Raw genomic sequence first — 20,044 nt, 5'->3', positions numbered from 1 at the left:
CGACGACACGACAGGTCACCACTCCCACGGGGCCACCGACCCTATGCCCGACCAACGAAAAGGCAGACCTCAAGATCGGAAAGACAACAGCTTCTGAGCCAGTTCCCGGGTCAAGTGAGCGCACGCACTCGTTGGAGAGCAGGATCGCCGTCCAGACGAAGTTTGCGTGCTGAAGGGATCGTTCCAGTTCGTCCATGCGAGCGAACATGACCAGCACGAACAGATCGTTGGCCGGGATGGCACCATCTCGAACTGCACTGAATGGCAGAGCATCGAGGTCGCCGTGGAATGGTGCGTCGGGCGCGAAGCGCGCCTTGACTTGAACCCGAGCCAAACCCGAGTAGCGGTCTTCTGGCGGCACGTCAGCACTGCTGCAGGGTGCGGTGTTGGTCGCCGTGTCCCAGGCCCAGCGTTCCCCTCGGCGTTGCCGAGCGAAGTCGCGAATCGACACGACCCTTTCAGTGATCGCCTTCCAGGACACAGCGAGATCGACCACGAGTGGATTGCGCCGCCTGGTCGCCGACGAAGGCATCGACCCGAGGGCGGGGCCGTAGGTGCCCGAGGCGTCGAAACTCGTCCGGACTCCCCGAGCCCGCATGTAGGCGTCCTGGACGGAGCGGCCTGGCCACAAGGCAGCCGCTGTCAGCGCCTCGGCCAGTCCACCAATCGGGTCGCTGGGGTTCGTCGCCAGACCGGCCTCGACGAGCTGCTCACGGACGGACCAGTAGTTCAGCAGGCTCTCGCTCAATCCAGTGGTTGTCAGCGGACCTGCGTCCAACATATCCCTCGTCCTCTCCTCGACCGGTACGGTGGGTTCGAAACTCGACAACGTCAAACTCGACAGCAGCCTTGCCTAGTGAACGCTCGGGAGGTGCCACAGTCCGTTGGCGTAGCTGGTGTTGCGCCGCCGCCCGAGTAGCACGGTTCCGTCGTCGACCAAGACGAGGTGGACGCCGACGACCAGCGTCAGCGGGTCCGTCCCCGGTTTGCGGGGCGCCCTGTTCGCCGGCTGGCCGGTGTGGTCGAGCTCGGTCACGAGATCCTCCCGGTGGGCCGGTCGGCGTCAGCGGCGAGCAGCGTGAGGTAGTGGTGCATGTAGGGCGGCACCAGGCGGTCGGTGGCCTGGTCGAACGGCACCCAGGCGACGGCCTGGCCTTCGTCGCCGAGCCGGATCGCCTCCGGCGGGCCGTCGTAGACCGCCCGGAGCACCCGCGACATCTGGCCGACCCGCTCATGCCGGAGCCCCTCCAGGGGTCGCACGTCGGTGACGACGATGCCGGCCTCCTCCAGCACCTCGCGCGTCGCGGTCTCGGCTGGGCTCTCGTCGCCCTCGCGCCAACCACCGATCGGGGTCCAGTGGTTCGGCCACGCGATGCCGTCCTTCTGGTCCCGGTGGTGCATCAGCAGGTGGCCGTGCCGGTTCGTCACGAACACGATCACGCCCTCGAAGTCCTGCTCCGGTGGCGCCGGGCGCTCCAGGTAGAGCACCCGGCCGGAGCGGGCGGCGCGGAGTATCTGGAGGTCTTGCCGGTACTCCTCCGGCGTCAGGAAGTGGCGCCAGTTGTAGTCGGTCTCGAAGCGGAACTCGCTGTGCTCACGGGGGTCGAGGACGATGCGGGCCTGCTGCTCGGCGGAGAGCACGCCGCCGTCGAAGACCCAGCCGATGGAGGGGACCGGGCGCCGGGCATCAGCCTCCTGGTGGATCACGGCGATCAGGCGCTGCCGGGCGACCGGCTCGGGGTTCTCGGCCAGCAGGTCGAGGCCGATCTCCTCGCGGGCCTCGCGCAGCGCGGTGGTGAACGGGCTCTCCCCGGGCTCGGCGTTGCCCCCCGGCCAGTCCCAGCGGTCGGTGTCGACCGCGTTGCGCAGGCCCAGGACCCGGCCCTGCTGGTCGCGCAGCAGGAAGCAGGCGTAGGTCATCGGTCGGGCGATGGTCCGCACGTACTCGCTGACCGGCTTCCATCCGGCTGCGAGGCGGCTGGTGAGCCAGTCGATCACCTGCCGGTAGCCGTCGCTGGTGGTCGGCAGCGCGTCAGGGGTGAACCAGCCCCAGGCGTCGTGCTCGGTGAGCGTGACCAGTGTGTCGACGGGCACCGTGACGGTGAAGACGAACTGCCGGGTCCTGCGCCCCCGCGTGTTGGTGAAGTCCAGGTGTCTGGCGTACTCGAGTTCCGCCGGATCGAGGACGATCCCGGTCTCCTCGGCCAGCTCCCGCACCGCGCCGAGCAGCGGGTCCTCGTCGGGGTCCAGTCCGCCCGCCGGGTAGTCCCAAATGCCCGGCAGGACGTCGTCCGGGAGGCGGCGCATCAGCAGCACCCGGCCCTGCGGGTCGAGTACCACCGTTCCGGCGGCCAGCTTCTCCATACCCTCGGCCCACGCCTGGTCGGCGAGCAGCTTGTACGAGATCACGCGTTCTCCTCTTCGCTGGACCGCTGCACGGGGATGCCGGTGCGGTCGTTCTGGAGGTCCCACAGCTCCCGGAACCGGCCGCCGGTGTCGGCCACCAGCTCGTCGAAGGTGCCGCACTGGATGACCTCGCCGTGGTCGAGGACCACGATCCGGTCGGCGATGGCGACGTTGGTGAGCCGGTGCGTCACCAGCACCACGGCTTTGTCGTTGGCGAGTTCACGCAGGTTGGTGAAGATCCGGTGCTCCGCGCGGGGGTCGAGCGCGGCGGTCGGCTCGTCCATGACCAGCAGCCCGGCCCGGCGGTAGAAGGCGCGGGCCAGCGCGAGGCGCTGCCACTGGCCGCCGGACAGCTCCTCGCCGCCCAGCCACTCCACCGCGAGCAGCGTGCCCAGGCCCGAGCGCAGCTCCGCCAGCACCTCGTCCGCCCCTGAGGCCCGGGCGGCGGCCCACAGCGCCTCGTCGTCGCCGTCGTCGTGGGGCTGGCCGAGCGTGATGTTCTCCCTGGCGGTCAGGGGCCAGCGCGCGTAGTTCTGTGGGACGACCGCGACCTGCTCCCACATGGCCTGTGGGTCCATGGTCCGGGTGTCGGTGCCGTCCCATTCCACCGTGCCTTCGCCCGGGGCCGGGGTGTAGAGGCCAGCGAGGCACTTGGCGAGCGTCGTCTTGCCGGAGCCGTTCTCCCCGACGAGCGCCACGATCTCCCCTCGATCGACGTGCAGGGTCACGCCGTTGAGCGCGGTGCGGTCGCTGGCCGGGTAGGAGTAGGTCAGCTCCTTGACCGTCACCCGGCGGGGCGGCTCGGGCCGGTGGGTGCCGGTGCGCAGGGCGAAGCCCCCGGCGCTGTCCAGGAAGCCGAAGAAGTCGTCCAGGTACATGCCGATACGGAACAGGTAGGCGCCGTAGCCGACGATCCCGGCGAGGCTGTTGGAGACCGCGGTGAGGACGACGACGGCAGCGCCGCCGTGGGGCAGGCTCATCCGGCCGCTGGTGACCAGCCACGCCATCGTCGCCCACACGATCCCGGCGCCGAGCCCGGAGGCGAGCGCGCCGACTACGGAGACCTTCGCGGTGGCCCTGGCGGCGTCCTGGGCGTTGCGGTCCAGGCGCTGGCCGACCTGGTCGTACTTGTCCATCAGGAAGCCGCTCATGGTGTCGGAGCGGACCTGGTCGGCCTGGGCCTTGACGTGGATGTACCAGCGCAGGTTCGCCATGATCCGCCGGTCGGCCATGGCGTCGCGGCTGGCGAGGTATTGCACGCGGGCGGCGCGCACCGAGGCGAGGCCCTGCGGCAGCGCGGCCAGGACCAGCAGGGGCAGCAGCAGCGGGTGGAGGTAGGCGATGACGGAGGCCGCGCCGATCAGCGAGCCGAGCGAGGCCAGCAGGTTCTGTGCCTCGCCCAGGATCTCGACGCACATCTCCGCGCCCCGGTCGGCCGCCTCCAGGTCGTCGGAGTACCCGGAGTGGTCGTAGGCGGTCAGCTCGGTGGCGAGGGTGGCGCGCAGCACCGTCGCCTCGGCCTCGCGGGCGATGCGGGGGGACAGACGCACCGTGATGGTCTGGTTGATGATGCCGAGCAGTCGGCGCAGCCCTGCGGTGGCGGCGATGACGAGGATGGATGGCAGGGCAGCCATCAGGCGGCTGGTCGTCGCGCCGGAGGTGAAGACGGCGCTGATGCCGTTGGCGGTGGCGAACAGGCCGGTTGCGCCCAGGGTGGCGGACAGGATCTGGCAGGTGAGCAGGAGCGCGGCGGAGCGGGGTTCGATGCGCCAGGTGAGGGCGTAGGCGCGGGCGACGACCTGGGGCAGGCGGCGGGCCATCGCGGTGACGGTGATCGCCCGGGTCGCCTCGACGCGGCGCTTGTCGCCGCTGAACTCCAGCTGCTCGTCCGCGATGGGGGTGGCGGTTGTGGTCAAGCGGTGGCCTCCCAGCCCTCGGCCTTGGTCCGGATGGTGTGCAGGTGCTCGGCGAGGAACCAGGCGGGGTCGCCGCCGAGCATGTGGAGCAGGACGAGCGCCGTGAAGGCGGTGCCGCACGCCTCGGCGCGTACGTCGTCCCAGGTGTGGGAGTGGCCCTTGTTCGGGTTGACGCCCAGGGCTCCGATGACGGCCTGCGCGAGTTCGCCGGCCTCTTCCTGGACCTTGAGCGCTTGCAGGATCTGGCGCTGTTCGGGCGGGCCATCGAATCGTGAATTCAGCTTATTAGCAACCAAGTTGGCGACGTTCAGCAGCTCTTCCATGGGGGTTGATCCTGCTCTCTGTTCGAATTCGCGTCCAAGCGTCGGGCGGTTCCCGGCGGTTCCCGGCGGTTCTCGGCGAGCTCGGGTCGAAGACCACGTTTTCGATTTCGGCCGGGCTCCTCATCACAAGGTCGGGTCCTCCTTTGGCAGGGGGTGTCCCGGTAGCCCCGGCGGGACGGCGGCGAGCGGCGGTTCCCGCGTATAGCCTTGGCCGACGACTCCACCTGGGTAAGGAGTAGCTGTGCCGCCGCTCGTGTCTGTCGTGATGCCCGTGCACAACAGCGCACCGACGCTCGGCGCGTCGGTGCGCTCCGTGCTCGCGCAGACCCACGGCGATGTCGAGTTGTTGATCACGGACGACGCGTCCACCGACGGCTCCTGGGATCTGCTGATGGAGTTCGCCCGGCAGGACGAGCGTGTGCGCCCGCATACCGCGCCGGAGCAGGGCGGCGCGGCCAGGGCCCGCAACCTCGCCCTGGCGCGGGCGCGGGGGGAGTGGGTGGCGTTCCTTGACGCCGACGACCTGTGGCTGCCGACGAAGGCCGAACGGCAGCTCGACTTCGCAGCCACCGCCGGCGCACCCCTGACCTACACCTCGTACTACAAGATGGACGCTGACTTCAGCGGCGAGGCTGCCGATTTCGCCCCGAACGGGCGGATCATTGCGGCAAGGGAGCGCGTGACGTACCGCGACATGCTGGTGCAGGACCACATCGGGTGCTTGACCGCCATGTACTCCCGGACGGTGCTGGGCACCCGGCTGATGCCGGACATGCCGAGGCGCCAGGACTACGGGCTGTGGCTGTCGATCATGAGGGAAGGGCACTCCGCCCGGGGGCTGCAAGAACCGTTGGCGGTGTACAGGTCCGGGCGCGCGGGATCGCTGTCCTCCCGCAAGCTGGCTCTCGTCCCATACAACTGGCGCTTGTACCGCGACCACGAACAGCTGCCGGTGCACCGCTCGGTGCTTTCGCTGGCCGGCGCCGCCTGGCACTCGCGGCGCAAGTCGCGGATCTAGCGTGCGCGGTCTTCGGGCGGGGTAAGTCACCATAGTGTTGGCTGCTCCTGCGGGAGGGGGTGTCCCGGCATCCTGGGCGGGACGGCAGCGGCGATCAGCGTGCCCCAGGTGGCGTAGCGCTCGGCGAGGTGAAGCAGCAGCAGCGCGGCTGCACGGGCGTCGAAGGCGGCTCGGTGGCGCTGGCCCGGGACGGCCGCCAGGTCGATCCCGGCCAGCTCGATCAGCGCGTCGAGGCCGTATCCGCTCGCCTTCGGGTAGGTCGCGCGCGCCAGGCGCAGGGTGTCCAGCACCCCGGCCGGCTGCCATCCCGGCAGGTGCCTCAGCAACACTGCGCTTGCCGAAAACCCTCATCCGGCCTGTTCAGGCTGCATGTTGGTACTCGTGGAGGAGGCCGCCGAGACGGTCGGTTCGGCGTATGTCGAGGTGGGTGATTTGCTTCGGGTTGTCGATCGGCCGGGGAAGCGCGCAGAGGGGGCGGGCGTTCGCGATGCCCTGGTGCGGCCTGTGGGAGTTGTAGAACTTCTCGAACTCCCGTAGGGCGTGGAGTAGATGCCGCTCGTTCCAGATCAGGGTCCGGTCCAGCAGTTCGCGGCGGCAGGTCTGCACCCAGCGCTCCATGAGGGAGTTCATGCGGGGGATCCGGACGCCGCTGAGCACGACCTGGATTCCCGCGTCGGCGAGGACGGCGTCGAACAGTTCAGGGAACTTCCCGTCCCGGTCCCGGATCGTGTAGCGCGCCCGAGAGCCGGCGTCCTCGAGGTCCATGACGAGGTTCTTCGCGGCCTGTGTGACCCAGGACGCGGTCGGGTGTGCGGTGGCGCCGAGGATCCGGATCCGTCGGTTGGCGTGCCCGATGACCGCGAGCACGTACAGGCGGGCTCCGGACAGGGTGACCGTTTCGAAGAAGCCACAGGCGAGGAGTGCGTCCGCTTGGGAGCGCAGGTAGTTGGCCCAGGTGGTGGAGGTGCGCTCGGGTGCCGGCGGGATACCGGCCTCCTTCAGGATCTCCCACACCGTGGACGCGGCCACCTTTACCCCGAGGACGAGCAGCTCGCCGTGCAGGCGCCGGTACCCCCATCCCGGATTCTCCGTGGCCAGGCGCAGGACCAGGGCGCGGATGGAGCGCACGGTGCGCGGTCGGCCTGGGCGCTTCGGCCGGGACCGGGCGGCGTGGCGGCGGGCGACCAGGTCGCGGTGCCAGTGCAGTACGGTGTCGGGCCGCACCAGTGACCGCATCCGACGCAGTACCTGGGTCGGCAGTCCCTGCAGCAGCGCGGCCAGGAATGCCCGGTCGCTTGCTGCGAAGCGGACCCGCTGTCCGCTCAGCTGCCGTTCCAGAACGCTGATCTGATGGCGAAGAGCCAGGATCTCCACGTCCTTCTCACGGTCGCTCATCGGCAGCAGCCGCAGCAACGCGAACGCGTTCGTCACACCCGGGTACGCCAGTTGTAGCAGCACGGTCGATCATCATGTCGCGGAGCTCGTCGGCTCCGCCAGAGCGCCTATCCGACTGACGAGGGCGGCACTTGTGCACCCTGCCTCCCACCAGGCCGGATGAGGTTCTCGGCAAGGGCAGGGATGTATCTCACCTAATGAGGTCGTAAGGCTGACATAGCGTCAGGACAGCTGCTCACTTGGCCCCGAGTAGGTGCTGTACTGGGTCCGACTCCTTGCGGAGGGCGTCAATGATGGTGGCCACTGGATCCACAGGAGGGTTCAACGCGGACAGCACGCGACCGAGTTCCGCTGGATCCAGCGGCGCGAGTGCCTTGAGGCAGGCCTGTGCCTCCTTCCGGTTGCCGGCGAGGACGGCGGTCCAGGCGGCTTCCTGGGTGGAGTCGGGTATCGGGAAGTAGGTGGTGGCGCGGTCGATCGCGTTGACCAGGTTCGTGCACCCGTGTCGCATCGCGGGCACGTCGACGCTGCCGTCCTGGCCGACGCTGTCGTCGATGTCGGCCAGGTCGTGCTCGTAGTCGCCCATGATGGGTCCGCCGCCGAAGTGGCCCCAGGCGTACACCTGCAGGCCGAGTTCCAGCTCGGACACCGGAGTCTTCCTCAGGCCGGTGATGAGCGGGTCGGGGCCGCTGCGGTTCGAGCCGTCGCCTGCCTGCCCTGTCCCGTAGTCGGCTACTCCGAAGCCGATCAGTAGCACGCAGGCTACGGTTGTGCCGGTCAGGCGCAGGGCCGGGTGGCGCCTCCCACTGCCGCCGACCGCAATGGCTGCCGTGCCGGGCGGGCGTGGGAGGCGGGCGGCGCCTCGGACGGTCGCCACGAGTCTGGCGACGACCACGACTGCGAATGCCATCACGAGGCTGACCATGCCGGCGACGGCGAGGAGCTCCGGCAGGAACTGGGTGAGCACCAGCCAGTCCGCACCGGAGGCGGGGTGGCAGACGTGCGAGACCGTTGCGAGCGGCCGCACGCACCCGTCGGTCTCGTTGATCGCGAGCAGGACGACCAGCCCGATCGTCATGGCGGATCCGGCCGAGACCATTGCGGCTGCGGCTCCACCCTTGCTGAAGGCCGCGGCCGCCACCGCGGCGACGACGGCCCCGCAGAGCAGAATCATGAACAGCCAGGCCTCATAGACGGTCATGCTCGGAATGAACGGCTGGTGGTCGGACCAGACCCACACCTGCGCGCGGTGCGTGATGGCGATGACACCGGTGCCCGCCACAGCCCCGCCGAGGAGCCCGCACGCCGCACCAGTGCGTAGGGTGCGGCGGTGGGCTGCGCCGAGCAGGGGGACGAGCCACAGGCCGGCGGTGAGCAGCCTCCCCCACTCCTGACTCGTCAGGGTCAGCACGACGATGGTCAGGTTGGCGATGAGGTCCGCGGTGGTCGACGGTGCCATCTGCTCCGAGGGGGCGAAGCCGTTGTTGAGGAATGCGAGCGCGGTGGAGGTCGAGTAGGGCATTCCGCCGGCGAAGGTCGTGCCGGCGGCCTGCCACCAGCCGTACCACCAGGCGAACGCCAGCGCGGTGACGACCATCGTCACCGCGCCGAGTGCGGCACGCCGCGGGCCCGGCGGAAGCGCGGCGCACAGTCCGGCGCACCCCGCCGTCCACCACAGCACCGCCGCCGGCACGATCACCGGCAACAGCAGCAGGAGCACCTCCGGGAACGCGGGCGCCCACTGGTTCCCCAGGAACTGGCTGACCGCCAGTTCACCCGCTAGCTGGCCGGTACCCAGCCAGAGCCCCGCCCGCAGCCCGGACGGTGCGGGTGCGCCCGGCTCGGCGTGCAGCACGCTGCGCCAGACTGCGACACCTCCCACGGCCGTGGCGAGCACCGCGGCGGGCCACACTCCGGGATCGGCCAGCCATTCGGGCAGGTAGGTGTTGAGCCCGGTCGTGAAGGTGATCAGATATCCGACGACTTCGACCGCCACGCCCGTCAGGACCATCGGTAGAGCCCGGACGGCGACGGAGGCCGAGCCGCCGGCCAGGGTGGCCACCCTGGCCTCCCAGTCTGGGTGGGTGCGCAGCAGTGAGTGGATCGCGCGGCCAGCCGCTCGCGCCGGGCGGCCGTTGTGGCCAGGCTCCAGCTGCCGGGTCCAGTAGCTCGCGTCGGCGCCTTGGGCGACCGCGTCGAGGTCCGCGTGCAGCTCCCGGGTGCGCAGCAGGTCGGCGGTGGTGAGGTACATCAGGAGGACCATGAACGCGGCCAGGGCCAGATTGCGGGTGAGGCCGGGTGCGCTGCCGTTGAAGGGGTCGTTCGACCGAATGGCCCCGGTGAGCATCCAACCGTCCACGGCGACGAACGGGACCAGCAAGCCGACGGAGAACACGCGCCAGAGCGCGATGGTCAGATAGGTGATGTCGACGTCCCGGTTGCGGATGTGGGCGAACTCGTGCAGCATCGTCGCCTCGAAGGCGCTGCGCTCCTGGTGGAACAGCTTCACCAGACCGAGGTCCAGCCGCACCGTGTAGCGGCCCAGCCGGCCGAAGGCGATCGCGTTCGAGCTGAGCAGCGCTCTCGTGTCGACGACGAAGGCCGGTGTCCTGGGCAGACCGTGTGCGGCGGCCAGAGCGGCCAGCCAGTCGAGGCCCTCGGCGTCCCGCAGCGGCGCCACCCGGGAGCGCCGCCCCTTCCAACGTGGGATCAGCAGGTAGAGCACGAGCGCCAGCACGAGGACCACGACAGTGGCGGTCAGCGGCAGCCAGAGCAGCTTCCACGGGCCGACGTTGTGGTCGACGCACTGATGGAAGGCCGGCGTGTCCTGGGCCAGGAGGTTCGCGGGGCTGTTGTGCACCGGGTCGAAGCCCGCCGCGAGGGCACAGCCCGCCAGGTCGTTGCGCGGATCCGTCAGCCGCAAGATCAGGTCGGACAGCATGAACAGCGAGCCGGCCAGGAACAGCCCGGCCAGTAGGACGAACCGCTGGGTCGTGCCCGCGCCGACCCGAGATGGGCGGCGGGGCGGGGACGGAGCATCCGGGTGTTCGGAGGTTCCGGCCGTCGCCTCGGTCATGGACCGTCTCCGGCGGCTTGGGCGGGTTGCTCACCGGCGGGTTGGGCGAGGATCAGGCGCCGGACGACGCTGTCGGCGATCCGTGCGCCCCGGTCCTCGGACAGGCGCGCCTGCTGAGCCGCTTCGAGCACGCACTGCTCGACAATCTGCAGCTGCTCGCGCGAGAGCGCCGGCACGCCCGCCGGCTCGAGGCTCCGGCGCCGGCCAGGAAGCAGGCGCCAGCCCGGCTTCGCCTTGCCCGCCCGCTTGGCAGCCGAGTCGACGACCCGGCGCACCGCCTGGTCCACGGCGACCCAGAGGACCGGCGTCAGCAACGCGCCGACGGCCTCAACACCGAACCCGAGCGGCTCACGCCAGCTGCGCCGGGTAGTGAGGCGCTGGAGCGCCGTCTCGTCGTCAAGCCCGTGCAGGGCCTCGACCAATGGGAGCTCCTCCGGGGCGAGCTTCGCAACGATGCTCGAGACGATGAGGTCCCGCAGCCCACGGGGGTCCGGCTCACTCTCCTGGGACATGGCCGGCGGACTGCTCTTCATCCTGCTCCTTCGTGACGAGTTGGCCGATGTCGGCGCTGCTCAGCGGGCGGACATCGAGCTGGGGGACGCTCGTGACGTCCCAATACTGGGAGGAGCCGTTGGCATTCGCGATCTGCTGGTTCTGGGCGGCGGCGGCGTCGGCGGCCGGGCCGGCCTGGGGGTTGTCGCAGGTGAGCTTGCCGGTCAGGGTGTCGCCGGTGAGCTGGAAGGGCTGGGGACCGCTGGTGCAGCCACCAACCTCCTGGCCTGCGATGGTGATCGACGCGACGCTCATGTCGATGTAGACGTCGGTGAGCGCGTAGTCTGCGGAAGTGGCGTTGTACACAGGACCGGTGAAGTCGACCTCAACGTGACAGCCCGAGTGGCCGCAGTTGACCTTGCCGGCGTCGTCGGTCTCTAGGATCTGCACTGAGGCGCCGGTGGTCGCGTTCGCCAGGTCCTTGGTGTCCTGGATGACGGTGCCGTACGGCTGGGCGGCGTCGGCGATTGGGGTGACGTCCATGCCCCGGGAGTTGGACAGCGGCGTCCGGGCCTCGACGGATCTCGGCAGCTGGCTCTTCGGGGTGGCATTGAGCAGTGTTTCGACACCCGGTGGCTCCCACCGCAGGAGCCTATAGGGCGAGTTCTGTGTGACGTAGACGTACCCGTCGACCGTGTCCGCCTTCCAGGCCGGAGTCCCGTCCACGCTGGTGGACTTCGCCGAGGCGTCGCCGACGACGGGCAGACGGGGCTTCTGCTTCTGGTCGAGTGCCTTGGTCAGGGCTGCGGCCAACTGGGCCGGAGTTTGGTAGTCCTTGAGAGCCGGAGCGAAGTTCTTTTCGTCGTCGCCCGGGGTGTAGATCCACCCGCTGGTCGTCGGGTCGTTCTTGAAGTTGGTGTAGTCCCGGCCACCGACGGTCAGGAAGGCTTCATCGGATTTTCCCGAAGCATCCGGTGTGCTCCCGACACTGCCGAACCGCTCGCCGCTCGACGTCATCGTCACGTCGAAGTACTCGAAATTCACCTGCTGGTCGTGGTAGCGCACACCCGGAGCCTTCGCGAGTGCGGCGAGCGCTTCGACGAACGGCTCCCGCACCACGGGTTTGCTACCGCCGTCATCGAGGACCAGCAGCACGGCCACAACGGCGAGGACGACCACGCCCGCCACAGCCGCGAGCCAGGTCCTACGACGCTTGACGGGCGACCTATCCGGAATGGCGGGCGCCTGGGAACCGGATGCGACCTCGGCCGCGTCCGCCAGGGCCTGGACGCCGTGCTCCAGCCAGTCCGGCCCGTAGGCGGCACCGGCCACGGCGACGAGGTCGGCCACGAAAGCCCCCGCGTCGGAATACCTCTCACGCGGGTCCTTGGCCATGGCCCGTGCCACCAGCGGGCGCACCGGCTCCGGGAGTTCGTCGAGCTGCGCGCCAGCGGTGCGGTGCAGGACCGGCAGCTCGGCCGCAGTGCCGCGAAACGGCTGGGTGCCGGTGAGGCACTCAAAGAGTGTGGCCCCAGCGGCGTACAGGTCGGAGGCCGGGGAGGCGGGGCCGCCGCTCCAGAGCTCCGGCGCCCGGTAGGCCGGGGCGCCCTGGGCGGCGACGCCGATGTTGGTGAGCTTGCCTCGCCCTACGCTGGTGACGAGGACGTTGTCCGGGCCGAAGTCCCGATGAACGATGCCCCGTTCGTGGGCGGCGACCATGCCCAACAGCGTGTCGTGCAGCACGGCCAGCGCGGCCTCGGGCCGGAGTGGGCGCGCGGACAGCAGCCCCCGCAGCACCGGGCCTTGGACGGCTTCCATGACCAGGGCGATGCTCACGCCGTCCGGGGCGTCGAGCACCTCGTGGATGCGCACCACGCCCGGGTCGCTCCCCCTGGCCAGCAGGGCAGCCTCCCGCCGGATCCGGTGCGCATCCGCACCGTCGACCGTGGGGCCTACGAAGAGGTACTGGATCACCCGGAGTTCGTCACTCCTGTCCTTGCGGACCAGCGCGAACCGACCACGCGCCCCGTCACTCAGCTGCCGGATCTCGACGTATCCGGGCGCCAGCCAGTTCGTCATCCCTCTGCCCCCAACAGTAGGCGTCGTGGTTCAGAGTAGCGGCGACAGGCGCTGCGGGGACCGACAAATCCGATGGCAGATAATGGAATTGGATGTAACCAGAGTGGTGGCAGTCTCCCAGGAACCGGCAACTCCATGCGGTGCACCGGCACTTCCTTGCCCGTCTGGCCCGCACCACCCCGGTGCTGCCCGGGGTGGACGAGGTGGCGTTCGTGGACATCGACCCCACCCACCGACGCGTCTACGGCCGCGCCAAGCAGGGCGCGGAGGTTGGACGGTTCAAGGGTGTGCGGACCCTGCACCCGATCCTGGCGACCCTCTCCACCCCGCTGGCCCGGCCCGTGATCGCGGCGGTCCGGTTGCGGCGCGGCAAGGCGGCCGACGCCCGCGGAGCCGGACCGTTCACCTCCGAGGCCCTGGCCACCGCCGCCCAGGTCGGCGCGAGCGGGACCGTGATCGTCCGCGCGGACAGCCAGTTCTACAACGCCGACATGGTGGCCGCCTGCCGCCGAGCCGACGCCCGCTTCTCCCTGACCGTCCGAATGAACCCCAACATCGCCGCCGCGATCGCGGCCATCGCCGAGGATGCCTGGACCCCGATTCACTACCCCGAGGCGTTCGTCGACCCTGACACCGGCGAACTGGTCTCCGACGCCGAAGTCGCCGAGACGACCTACACCGCGTTCACCGGCCGCAAGAAGTCCGAGCAGGCCACCGCCCGCCTGATCGTGCGCCGGGTCCGCCGCCTGAACCAGGAAGTCGCCACCGGCCAGGGCGAGTTGTTCGCCACCTGGCGCTACCACGCGGTCTTCACCGACAGCCCGTTCACCATGCTGCAGGCCGAGCTCCAGCACCGGCAGCACGCCCTGATCGAGCAGGTGATCGCGGACGCCAAGTCCGGACCGCTGGCCCTGCTCTTGCCGGAAACCTCATCCGCCCTGTACAGGCCGCGTGTTGGTACTCACGCGAGGAGCGCGTGCGCCTGGGAGCGCAGGGCATCGCCACCACCGCCGTGGCCCGCAAGCTCCTCACTCGGGCCTACCACGTCCTACGCGAGGTCCACGAGCAGCAGGCCACACCCCGCCGCAGACCCGCCGTCCCCCGCTCGGCCAAGACAGCCACACGCTCCGGGTGAGCTCGTATCCGCCGCATGAGACGGCAGCCTGCCGCGCTCGATGACCTGACTGAGCAGCCCGGTCCCCCGAACCACGGTCATGGCGCCGGCCTGGGCCGGGCGCCGGATGGGTGCATGTGACACCACGTATTGACCGCCCCCCAGGGGGACACCAACCCGCTGTCACCACAACCACGTTCGGACCATCCCCGGTCGAGCATCATCGGCCGCCGCTCGTCGGCGTCCAGCTCGTTCGTCCTCGCCCGCTCATCCCTCGCGGCCTCCGGGCGCTCCAACTGGACCCCTCCCACGCGGCAACCACGCCGAGCGGCTGCCGGGAAGCCCCGAAAAACCGCCCCGGGGAGCAACCACACCCCCGGGTGCACCCGCCTGCCAGTTGACAGGCCCGGCCTCATGGGTGCGGTGATCCCTTGTCGTGGCGACAAGTGCGCTCGAGAGCGGGTCCCTGCATGAAAGGTGGGCTACCCCCACGGTCGGGCGGCGCACTGCCCGCGTCTTCGGACCCGTCATCGTTAGCTTTCCGCCGTGCCTGCGTTGTGCAGGGCGGTGTGGATCGCGTGATGGACGTTTCGTTCGTCGATGAGTTCGCCGTAGTGTGCGGCGGCGTGCGGGAAGGGCGCAGGATGGCGGCGATGCGCGCGCCCACATGTTCCCCTGCTCCCCACCAGCCCGGCTGCGGTCACGGCGAACCGGTCTTTGCCTCGGCCGGTAGGTACCCGCATTCCTCTGGGCCGCAGTGTGTCTTGTGGTCTCGGCCCCACAGGTAGCTGTCCCGCTCCGTGGCGCGAGCGATGTGGGCCAGACGGCGTTGCCTGAGGCGCGGCAGCGTCGAGGGCAGGGCGGTGAAGGTCTCGGGGAGCATGGCCACCGAGCCGCTCACCTGCTCGCCGTTGACCATCCTGAGCAGCACCCGGCACTGCCACCAGCGTCGGCCCGCGTCCGGCCAGTAGTAGTCGGCCGGATCAGGGAACAGGTAATGGGGGCCGCTGGGGTCGAGGTGAGCTCGCAGCCACGGACTGCCCGCGCCCAGGCCCAGCCGCAGATGCCCGGCTTCCTCATAGAGGGCGAAGATCGCATCGCGGTCCAGAGCCTTGAGAACCCGCGCCTCGCGGGGAAGCGGCGGACGACCGGAGGGAGTCTTCACCGGCCAGCCCGTCAGGCCGACGATCTGCGGAGCGGCCAGCACCGCCGCCACCGTGCCCACCCCCAGGACGCAGAGCACCAGGGTCATCAGGCGCTGCTCGTGCGCGCGCCCACCATCCGCATGGTCCATGCGTGCCCGCACTAACTGCGGTACGAATGCGGCGTTGAGCGTTCCGCCGATCAGCAGCGCGTAGAGACTCATGGGCACCGTGTTCGCCGTGTTGTACGTGGTCGCCACCAGCGCGGTCCCCAACGCGGAGCCCTGCAGGACCAGGCGTATCAGCCCCGTGGCCCGCGAGACCACCGTGCCCAGCGCCATCAGCGCAGACGAACGCGCCAGCCCGCCCGAGCCTTGGCGCGACCGGCGAGCCGCATGGCGCCCCCGCCGCTGCGTCCCAACTATCCCCGTCCCCGGAGATTCCTCGATCCGATTCACCATCTGCCCAATGTAGGGCCCAGAGATCGCTGGGGAGCCCCCAAATGGTGTCTCTCGAAGGTGTTGCTGCCCAGGCGGAAACTGAACTGCAGTCAGTGCCCCCGGATGGCGAGCCTCCAGTTGGCGCTGAGGAGGTCATCCGTTTGAGATTTCGCGAATTTCGCGGCAACCCCACGCGCGCGTACACGGGGCGGTGAGCCAAAGGATGACCAGATACCAGACGGGGGGTGCCTGTTCCTCGCCTGCCTTGGTACCCGCTTCTATCTCGGCGAGCAGCTCGGCCGTCGCCCGTCGCAGAGCCAGCGGGGCGGAACAGCAGACGGCACTGGACGAAGCCGTCGTGGTCGCCCGCCAGCACACCCTGCGCTTTCACCGGCAGCCCGGGGGGTCCACCAGTGCCGACCGCACCTCGCTGTCCGGGGCGCCCTCCAGCTCGAGCGCAAGCGTGGAGGTGAGCCGCAGGTGTGGAACGATCAGCGATCGGGTCGCCGGATCGGCCAGCAGCCGCTCATGAAGTTCCTCTGGCGGTGTGGGACAGCCTGGCCGGCACGAGGCATCCCGGACGGACGGCTCCTCCCTCGGTGAGCAGGAGCCTGGCAAGACGGGGTGGCAGGGCCTCCACCTGCTCGGCCAGGGCGGCCCGTACCACCGTGTCGGGGTCGGTCACCAGGCGCTCCTGGATAGTGGGAGGAGCCGCGTGCAGGGCCACCGCCGCCCGAACCCGCGGATCACCATCTGCGGCAAGCAGCTCCGATATGTCGGCCTCCAGACCACTGCGCGGCACCTCGCACCGCACCTCAGGTCAGGATGACATGCGAGACGGCGGAGGATCTCCTGAGGCAGGTCGTTCATCGCGAGCGCGATGTCGACATCACGGTCTCCGAGCCGTGACGGCGGCCGTGACATCCGGTTCTGATCCACTCTCTGTGGAGCGATGCCGGTCCGTCACCTGGCCGTGGGAAGATCAACGTCCGTGTGACTGCAGCGTGCTCTGGACGGCGTTCTCCCACCTGGCTCCGGTCACCGTGGAGGAACTTCACCAGCCCAGCACCTCCTGTAGTCCGTCAGGAACCGCATCCACACCGGCATTCGCGCCGCCGACGCCTGCACCAAAGCCGCCCGACTCCCACCGTCACGAGACCGGCCACCGAGCCGACCGCCCACAGCAGGCGGCCCCCGCGGCCGGCGCCGGCCGGCGCCGCCGTTGAACCCGATCGCCTGTGTGCCCAGTACCACCTGGGCACACAGGGTGTCGATGCGTAACCGCCAGGAGGAGCCAGCGGTTACATCACGTGGAAAATCCGTCCGACAGCTCAACGGCGAGATGGCTTGCCAGCCCATAAGCGGAAGGGTCGACTACGAATGTGCAAGTGATCTTATTTCCCTTCGTAGCAGCACGAGATCGCGAAGATAATGTTCGCTTTGGTGGCGCTTGTCGCTTTAGGGGCAAAGTTCCACTAAATTCCAGTGGACTAGTGACAGCTCGATCGGATACATTCCAACTGCCAGCTCGCGATACGGGAGGCATAGTTGCCAGCGGGGGAACAGGAACTTCAGGTAGATTTCTCTTTCCGGGCCGGGTGGTGCCGCATGCAGCTCACCATCGGCGCCACGAGGGAGATATTTCGAGCGACGGCGATCGAAGACGACTCATTTGGGCTTCTGGCCTCCTCCGTGGCTCACGTGGCTTCCGGAGGAATGCTGTCTTCCGTTCTTTGGGGGGACGAACCCGGAGGTTTCTTCATCGACCTGGCCAGGTCTGGCCCCCAGCATTCAGCTCTCGTCATTCACGAAATGGCTTCACCCGGCTGGCTGACACCGGAAGACCCGCCGTGGACCCCGCTCAGAGGGAAGCCATTGCTCGCTGCACGCATTCTCAGCCTTCCCTTCCTTCAGGCATTCGTTGACGGGTTCTCTGCCATTATTCCCCTCGTCGACGAAAGTGGAAAAATCAAAGGATGGGGACATTCATTCCCTTTCCGTCAGGTTGAAATCGTGCAGCACCGGATCGAGCAGCTCCGGGCCAACTGGATCCGATTTCGCCATAAGGCATCGGATCCCGACCACTACAGGGAGATCGGGTTCGCCATGCGCACCATTCGACACACCTTTGCCGTCTGATTATCGGCAATCTCCATCGTGGCCTCCGCGATGGTCGGCAGCGCCTCTGCTGCGACGGTCGGCCCGCGCAACGACTCAGGCGGTGGAAACACAACCGCGTACCCGTCAGCCCATGGCGCCACGTGCTTTCCCTTCGCGGCGTTCACCGTCGCTACTACCGGCGCGTCATCGAGTGCCGTGACGGTCTGGTGCGAATCAGCCCGTATCTCGCACAGCTGGGCGCCCACGACGACCGTGGAGAGGAGACTTCACCCGCAGTCCTGGCTGACCATCTGCGGACTGCCCTCCATGCCTACGCGGCGGGCGGTTCAGCGACTTCGACGGCCGTCCCGATAGCGATGCCGCACGGCGATGACCTCGACGCCGACGTACGACAACTCGTGGCACTGGCAATTGCATTGAGATCGGCATAACACGTCACCCCTGAGCCTGGTGAGCCTCACGCCTGCCTGCAGGCACACACGGCCCAGGTGACGACTCGACACCGGCCCCTCCATCTCGACGCTTTCAGGGCCCGTTGCGGCGATCTCCGCTGCGGACTCCGGCACACCCCGCCCATGGGCGTGAGCCGAGGGGTCGACTCGCGGGCGGCGCTCGGTTCCTGGCAGGCAAAAACGGATTGGATCAAGGAGACGAATGATGGAGCTGTTGATCTCGTCCGGACGGGTGCTCACAGGCCCCGGCGGCGAATGCGTGAACGATGGGGCCGTATTCGTCAGCAAAGGTGGCATCGTCGCGGTCGGGGCCCGCGACGAGGTGGAACGGCTTGCCCCCGACGATGTGCGGAGGGTGTCCTTCCCTCATGGCACTGTCCTGCCGGGCTTGATCGACTGCCACGTCCATCTCGCCTTCGACGCCTCGCCGGATCCCGTAGGTGCATTGCGCGAAGCAGATGACGCGAGCCTGCTTCTTGGCATGGCCGGCCGGGCACAGCAACTGCTGGCCACCGGGGTAACCACGGTGCGGGACCTGGGCGACCGCGGTGGACTCTCTGTGCGTTTGCGCGATGCTGTCGCAGCGGGAGTACTGCACGGTCCACGGATCCTCGCCGCGACGGCTCCCATCACCTCACCCGGAGGACACTGCTGGTTCCTCGGGGGCGAGGTCTCCGGCGAGGAGGCCATCCGGGACCAGGTGCGGCGCAATGCGGAGAGCGGCGCCGACGTGATCAAGGTGATGGCCACAGGAGGCGGGATCACCAAGGGCGGACCTGCGACCTGGCAGTCCCAGTTCACGACCGAGGAGCTGCACCTGGTCGTGGCAGAAGCCAGGCGGGCCGGCTTGCCCGTCGCAGCCCACGCACACGGTACGGACGGCATTGCCGGTGTGGTCGCTGCCGGAGTGAACACCATCGAGCACTGCACGTGGATGGTCGACGGAGGCTTCGAGGTACGCGACGACGTGGTCGCCGACATCGTCGCCAAGGAGATCCACGTATGCCCAGCGGCTAGCCCCAACTGGCGGATTTTTGCTGAGCGATTCGGGAAGGATCGGGCCGAGGAAGTGTTCGGCCGGGTGCGCTGGATGGCCGAGCAGGGGGTCCGCCTGGTAGCCGGAACGGACGCCGGTGTGCCGAACGCCGTCTTCGACGGCTTTGTGAGCAGTCTCGAGTTCTTCGAACACCTGGGCCTCTCCCGAGACCGCGTCATCGACATGGCCACCATCGACGCCGCCCGCGCCCTCGGAATCGACACCCACACCGGACAGCTCACCGCCGGCTACCGCGCCGACCTGCTCGTCGTCGACGGTGACCCGCTCCGCGACCTGAACGCCCTGCGTGCCCTCCGCCTCGTCCTAGCAGGAGGACGTCCATACGGCAACGGAGCGGTCGACGGTTGGTGAGCACGTCGGTTCTGCTTGTCCTGTAGAGGCTGACCAACCAGGACCCACGCACGCCCGGGACCAGTGCCGGCAGTCGCCGGCTGGTCCCGGGTGAATGCATATTCGGTGCGCAGGACTTCCGGATCATCGCGCTGAAGCGATGTCGGCCCTGTATCCCGTGATGCCATGAGCCCGCTAGGACAAGGACTATCGCACAGGTCGGCGAAGCCAACACGTGGTCTGAGCGAGAGGAAGCTGTGGGACAGCGACAGCGTGGTTTCGCGTGGTCCTGGTCATTCCCCCGACCAGGTCCGCTCCAACGAAGCGCTGGCAGCCCCCTGCTGGGGCTTCGTCACGTCTCTGCTTGAACGCGTCGAGCCAAGGAAGATTCTCTATGGTTGCCTCGGCCGCCACCTCCTGGGGCCCCTGCAAGGCCAACTCGGCTCATGTGAGCGAGTCCTTGTGCATCGGCGGCCAGTGTCGGGCAATCTTCGGTCTCGGTCCAGCTGGAAGCGGGATAGAGCAGCCCATGTGTGGTCTTCCGCGGCGGGTCATGCTGTGTCAGGGTTTACGGGAAGGCAAAATGACTTAGAAGCTGTTGTCTTTCCGATCTTGAGGTCTGCCTTTTCGTTGGTCGGGCATAGGGTCGGTGGCCCCGTGGGAGTGGTGACCTGTCGTGTCGT

15 protein-coding genes and 1 pseudogene are annotated in these 20,044 nt (G+C 68.8%); 4 read left to right on the top strand and 12 right to left on the bottom strand.

From position 1 onward, the window contains the following. The 5 genes from P3T39_RS35525 to P3T39_RS35505 form a co-directional block, all read right to left on the bottom strand. On the bottom strand, positions 1-748 hold a 748-nt coding region (locus tag P3T39_RS35525; RefSeq protein WP_280703439.1), incomplete at its 3' end, for a hypothetical protein. A gap of 105 nt (positions 749-853) precedes the next feature. Then, on the bottom strand, positions 854-1,036 hold the full coding sequence (locus P3T39_RS35520; RefSeq protein WP_280703437.1) for a hypothetical protein: 183 nt from the start codon (positions 1,034-1,036) through the stop codon (positions 854-856). Further along, a complete protein-coding gene (locus P3T39_RS35515; RefSeq protein WP_280703436.1) occupies positions 1,033-2,409 on the bottom strand; it encodes an NUDIX hydrolase in 1,377 nt (458 codons plus the stop codon). The genes P3T39_RS35520 and P3T39_RS35515 overlap by 4 nt, the downstream gene beginning before the upstream one ends. After that, a complete protein-coding gene (locus P3T39_RS35510) occupies positions 2,406-4,322 on the bottom strand; it encodes an ABC transporter ATP-binding protein (protein WP_280703435.1) in 1,917 nt (638 codons plus the stop codon). Before P3T39_RS35510 ends, P3T39_RS35515 begins: the two co-directional genes overlap by 4 nt. Continuing rightward, positions 4,319-4,645 (bottom strand): MazG-like family protein, encoded by a 327-nt coding sequence (locus tag P3T39_RS35505; RefSeq protein ID WP_280703434.1) that lies wholly within the window; start codon positions 4,643-4,645, stop codon positions 4,319-4,321. Before P3T39_RS35505 ends, P3T39_RS35510 begins: the two co-directional genes overlap by 4 nt. Before the next feature lie 241 nt (positions 4,646-4,886). Here P3T39_RS35505 and P3T39_RS35500 point away from each other — a divergent pair, with 241 nt between their 5' ends. After that, complete coding sequence (locus tag P3T39_RS35500) at positions 4,887-5,663, top strand: glycosyltransferase family 2 protein (protein WP_280703433.1); 777 nt, start codon at positions 4,887-4,889, stop codon at positions 5,661-5,663. Between the two features lie 26 nt (positions 5,664-5,689). Here P3T39_RS35500 and P3T39_RS35495 read toward each other — a convergent pair whose 3' ends face one another. The 5 genes from P3T39_RS35495 to P3T39_RS35475 form a co-directional block, all read right to left on the bottom strand. Continuing rightward, positions 5,690-5,992, bottom strand: a complete 303-nt coding sequence (locus tag P3T39_RS35495; RefSeq protein WP_280703432.1) for a hypothetical protein — start codon at positions 5,990-5,992, stop codon at positions 5,690-5,692. A gap of 31 nt (positions 5,993-6,023) precedes the next feature. Further along, complete coding sequence (locus P3T39_RS35490) at positions 6,024-7,121, bottom strand: integrase core domain-containing protein (RefSeq protein ID WP_280703431.1); 1,098 nt, start codon at positions 7,119-7,121, stop codon at positions 6,024-6,026. 172 nt (positions 7,122-7,293) lie between these two features. After that, on the bottom strand, positions 7,294-10,134 hold the full coding sequence (locus tag P3T39_RS35485; RefSeq protein WP_280703430.1) for a M48 family metalloprotease: 2,841 nt from the start codon (positions 10,132-10,134) through the stop codon (positions 7,294-7,296). Continuing rightward, positions 10,131-10,556, bottom strand: a complete 426-nt coding sequence (locus tag P3T39_RS35480; protein ID WP_280703429.1) for a hypothetical protein — start codon at positions 10,554-10,556, stop codon at positions 10,131-10,133. Before P3T39_RS35480 ends, P3T39_RS35485 begins: the two co-directional genes overlap by 4 nt. A 73-nt stretch (positions 10,557-10,629) precedes the next feature. Continuing rightward, positions 10,630-12,705 carry a serine/threonine-protein kinase gene (locus P3T39_RS35475; protein ID WP_280703428.1) on the bottom strand — a complete coding sequence of 692 codons (2,076 nt, stop codon included), beginning with the start codon at positions 12,703-12,705 and terminating at the stop codon, positions 10,630-10,632. Between the two features lie 140 nt (positions 12,706-12,845). On the opposite strand from P3T39_RS35475, the gene P3T39_RS35470 reads away from it, so the two are divergent. Next, the gene (locus P3T39_RS35470; RefSeq protein WP_280703427.1) at positions 12,846-13,859 is read left to right on the top strand and encodes a transposase; all 1,014 of its coding nucleotides are present in this window, start codon (positions 12,846-12,848) and stop codon (positions 13,857-13,859) included. A gap of 1,137 nt (positions 13,860-14,996) precedes the next feature. On the opposite strand, the pseudogene P3T39_RS35465 reads toward P3T39_RS35470, so the two are convergent. Both P3T39_RS35465 and P3T39_RS35460 read right to left on the bottom strand, forming a co-directional pair. After that, positions 14,997-15,422: pseudogene (locus tag P3T39_RS35465) on the bottom strand (lipid II flippase MurJ); the annotation flags it as partial. Between the two features lie 505 nt (positions 15,423-15,927). Continuing rightward, entirely contained in the window at positions 15,928-16,086 is a 159-nt protein-coding gene (locus tag P3T39_RS35460) for a hypothetical protein (RefSeq protein WP_280703426.1), read from the bottom strand. A gap of 923 nt (positions 16,087-17,009) precedes the next feature. Between P3T39_RS35460 and P3T39_RS35455 the strand changes: the two genes are divergently transcribed. Then, positions 17,010-17,540, top strand: coding sequence for a hypothetical protein (locus tag P3T39_RS35455; RefSeq protein WP_280703425.1), 531 nt, complete (start codon positions 17,010-17,012; stop codon positions 17,538-17,540). Between the two features lie 639 nt (positions 17,541-18,179). After that, positions 18,180-19,382: an amidohydrolase family protein gene (locus P3T39_RS35450; RefSeq protein ID WP_280703424.1), complete on the top strand. Its 1,203-nt coding sequence runs from the start codon at positions 18,180-18,182 to the stop codon at positions 19,380-19,382. Positions 19,383-20,044: the final 662 nt, after the last annotated feature.

Source organism: Kitasatospora sp. GP82, assembly GCF_029892105.1.
Taxonomy (GTDB): Bacteria; Actinomycetota; Actinomycetes; order Streptomycetales; family Streptomycetaceae; genus Kitasatospora.
The sequence above is the reverse complement of the archived record's forward strand: the minus strand, read 5'-3'. Positions and strand labels throughout refer to the sequence as shown.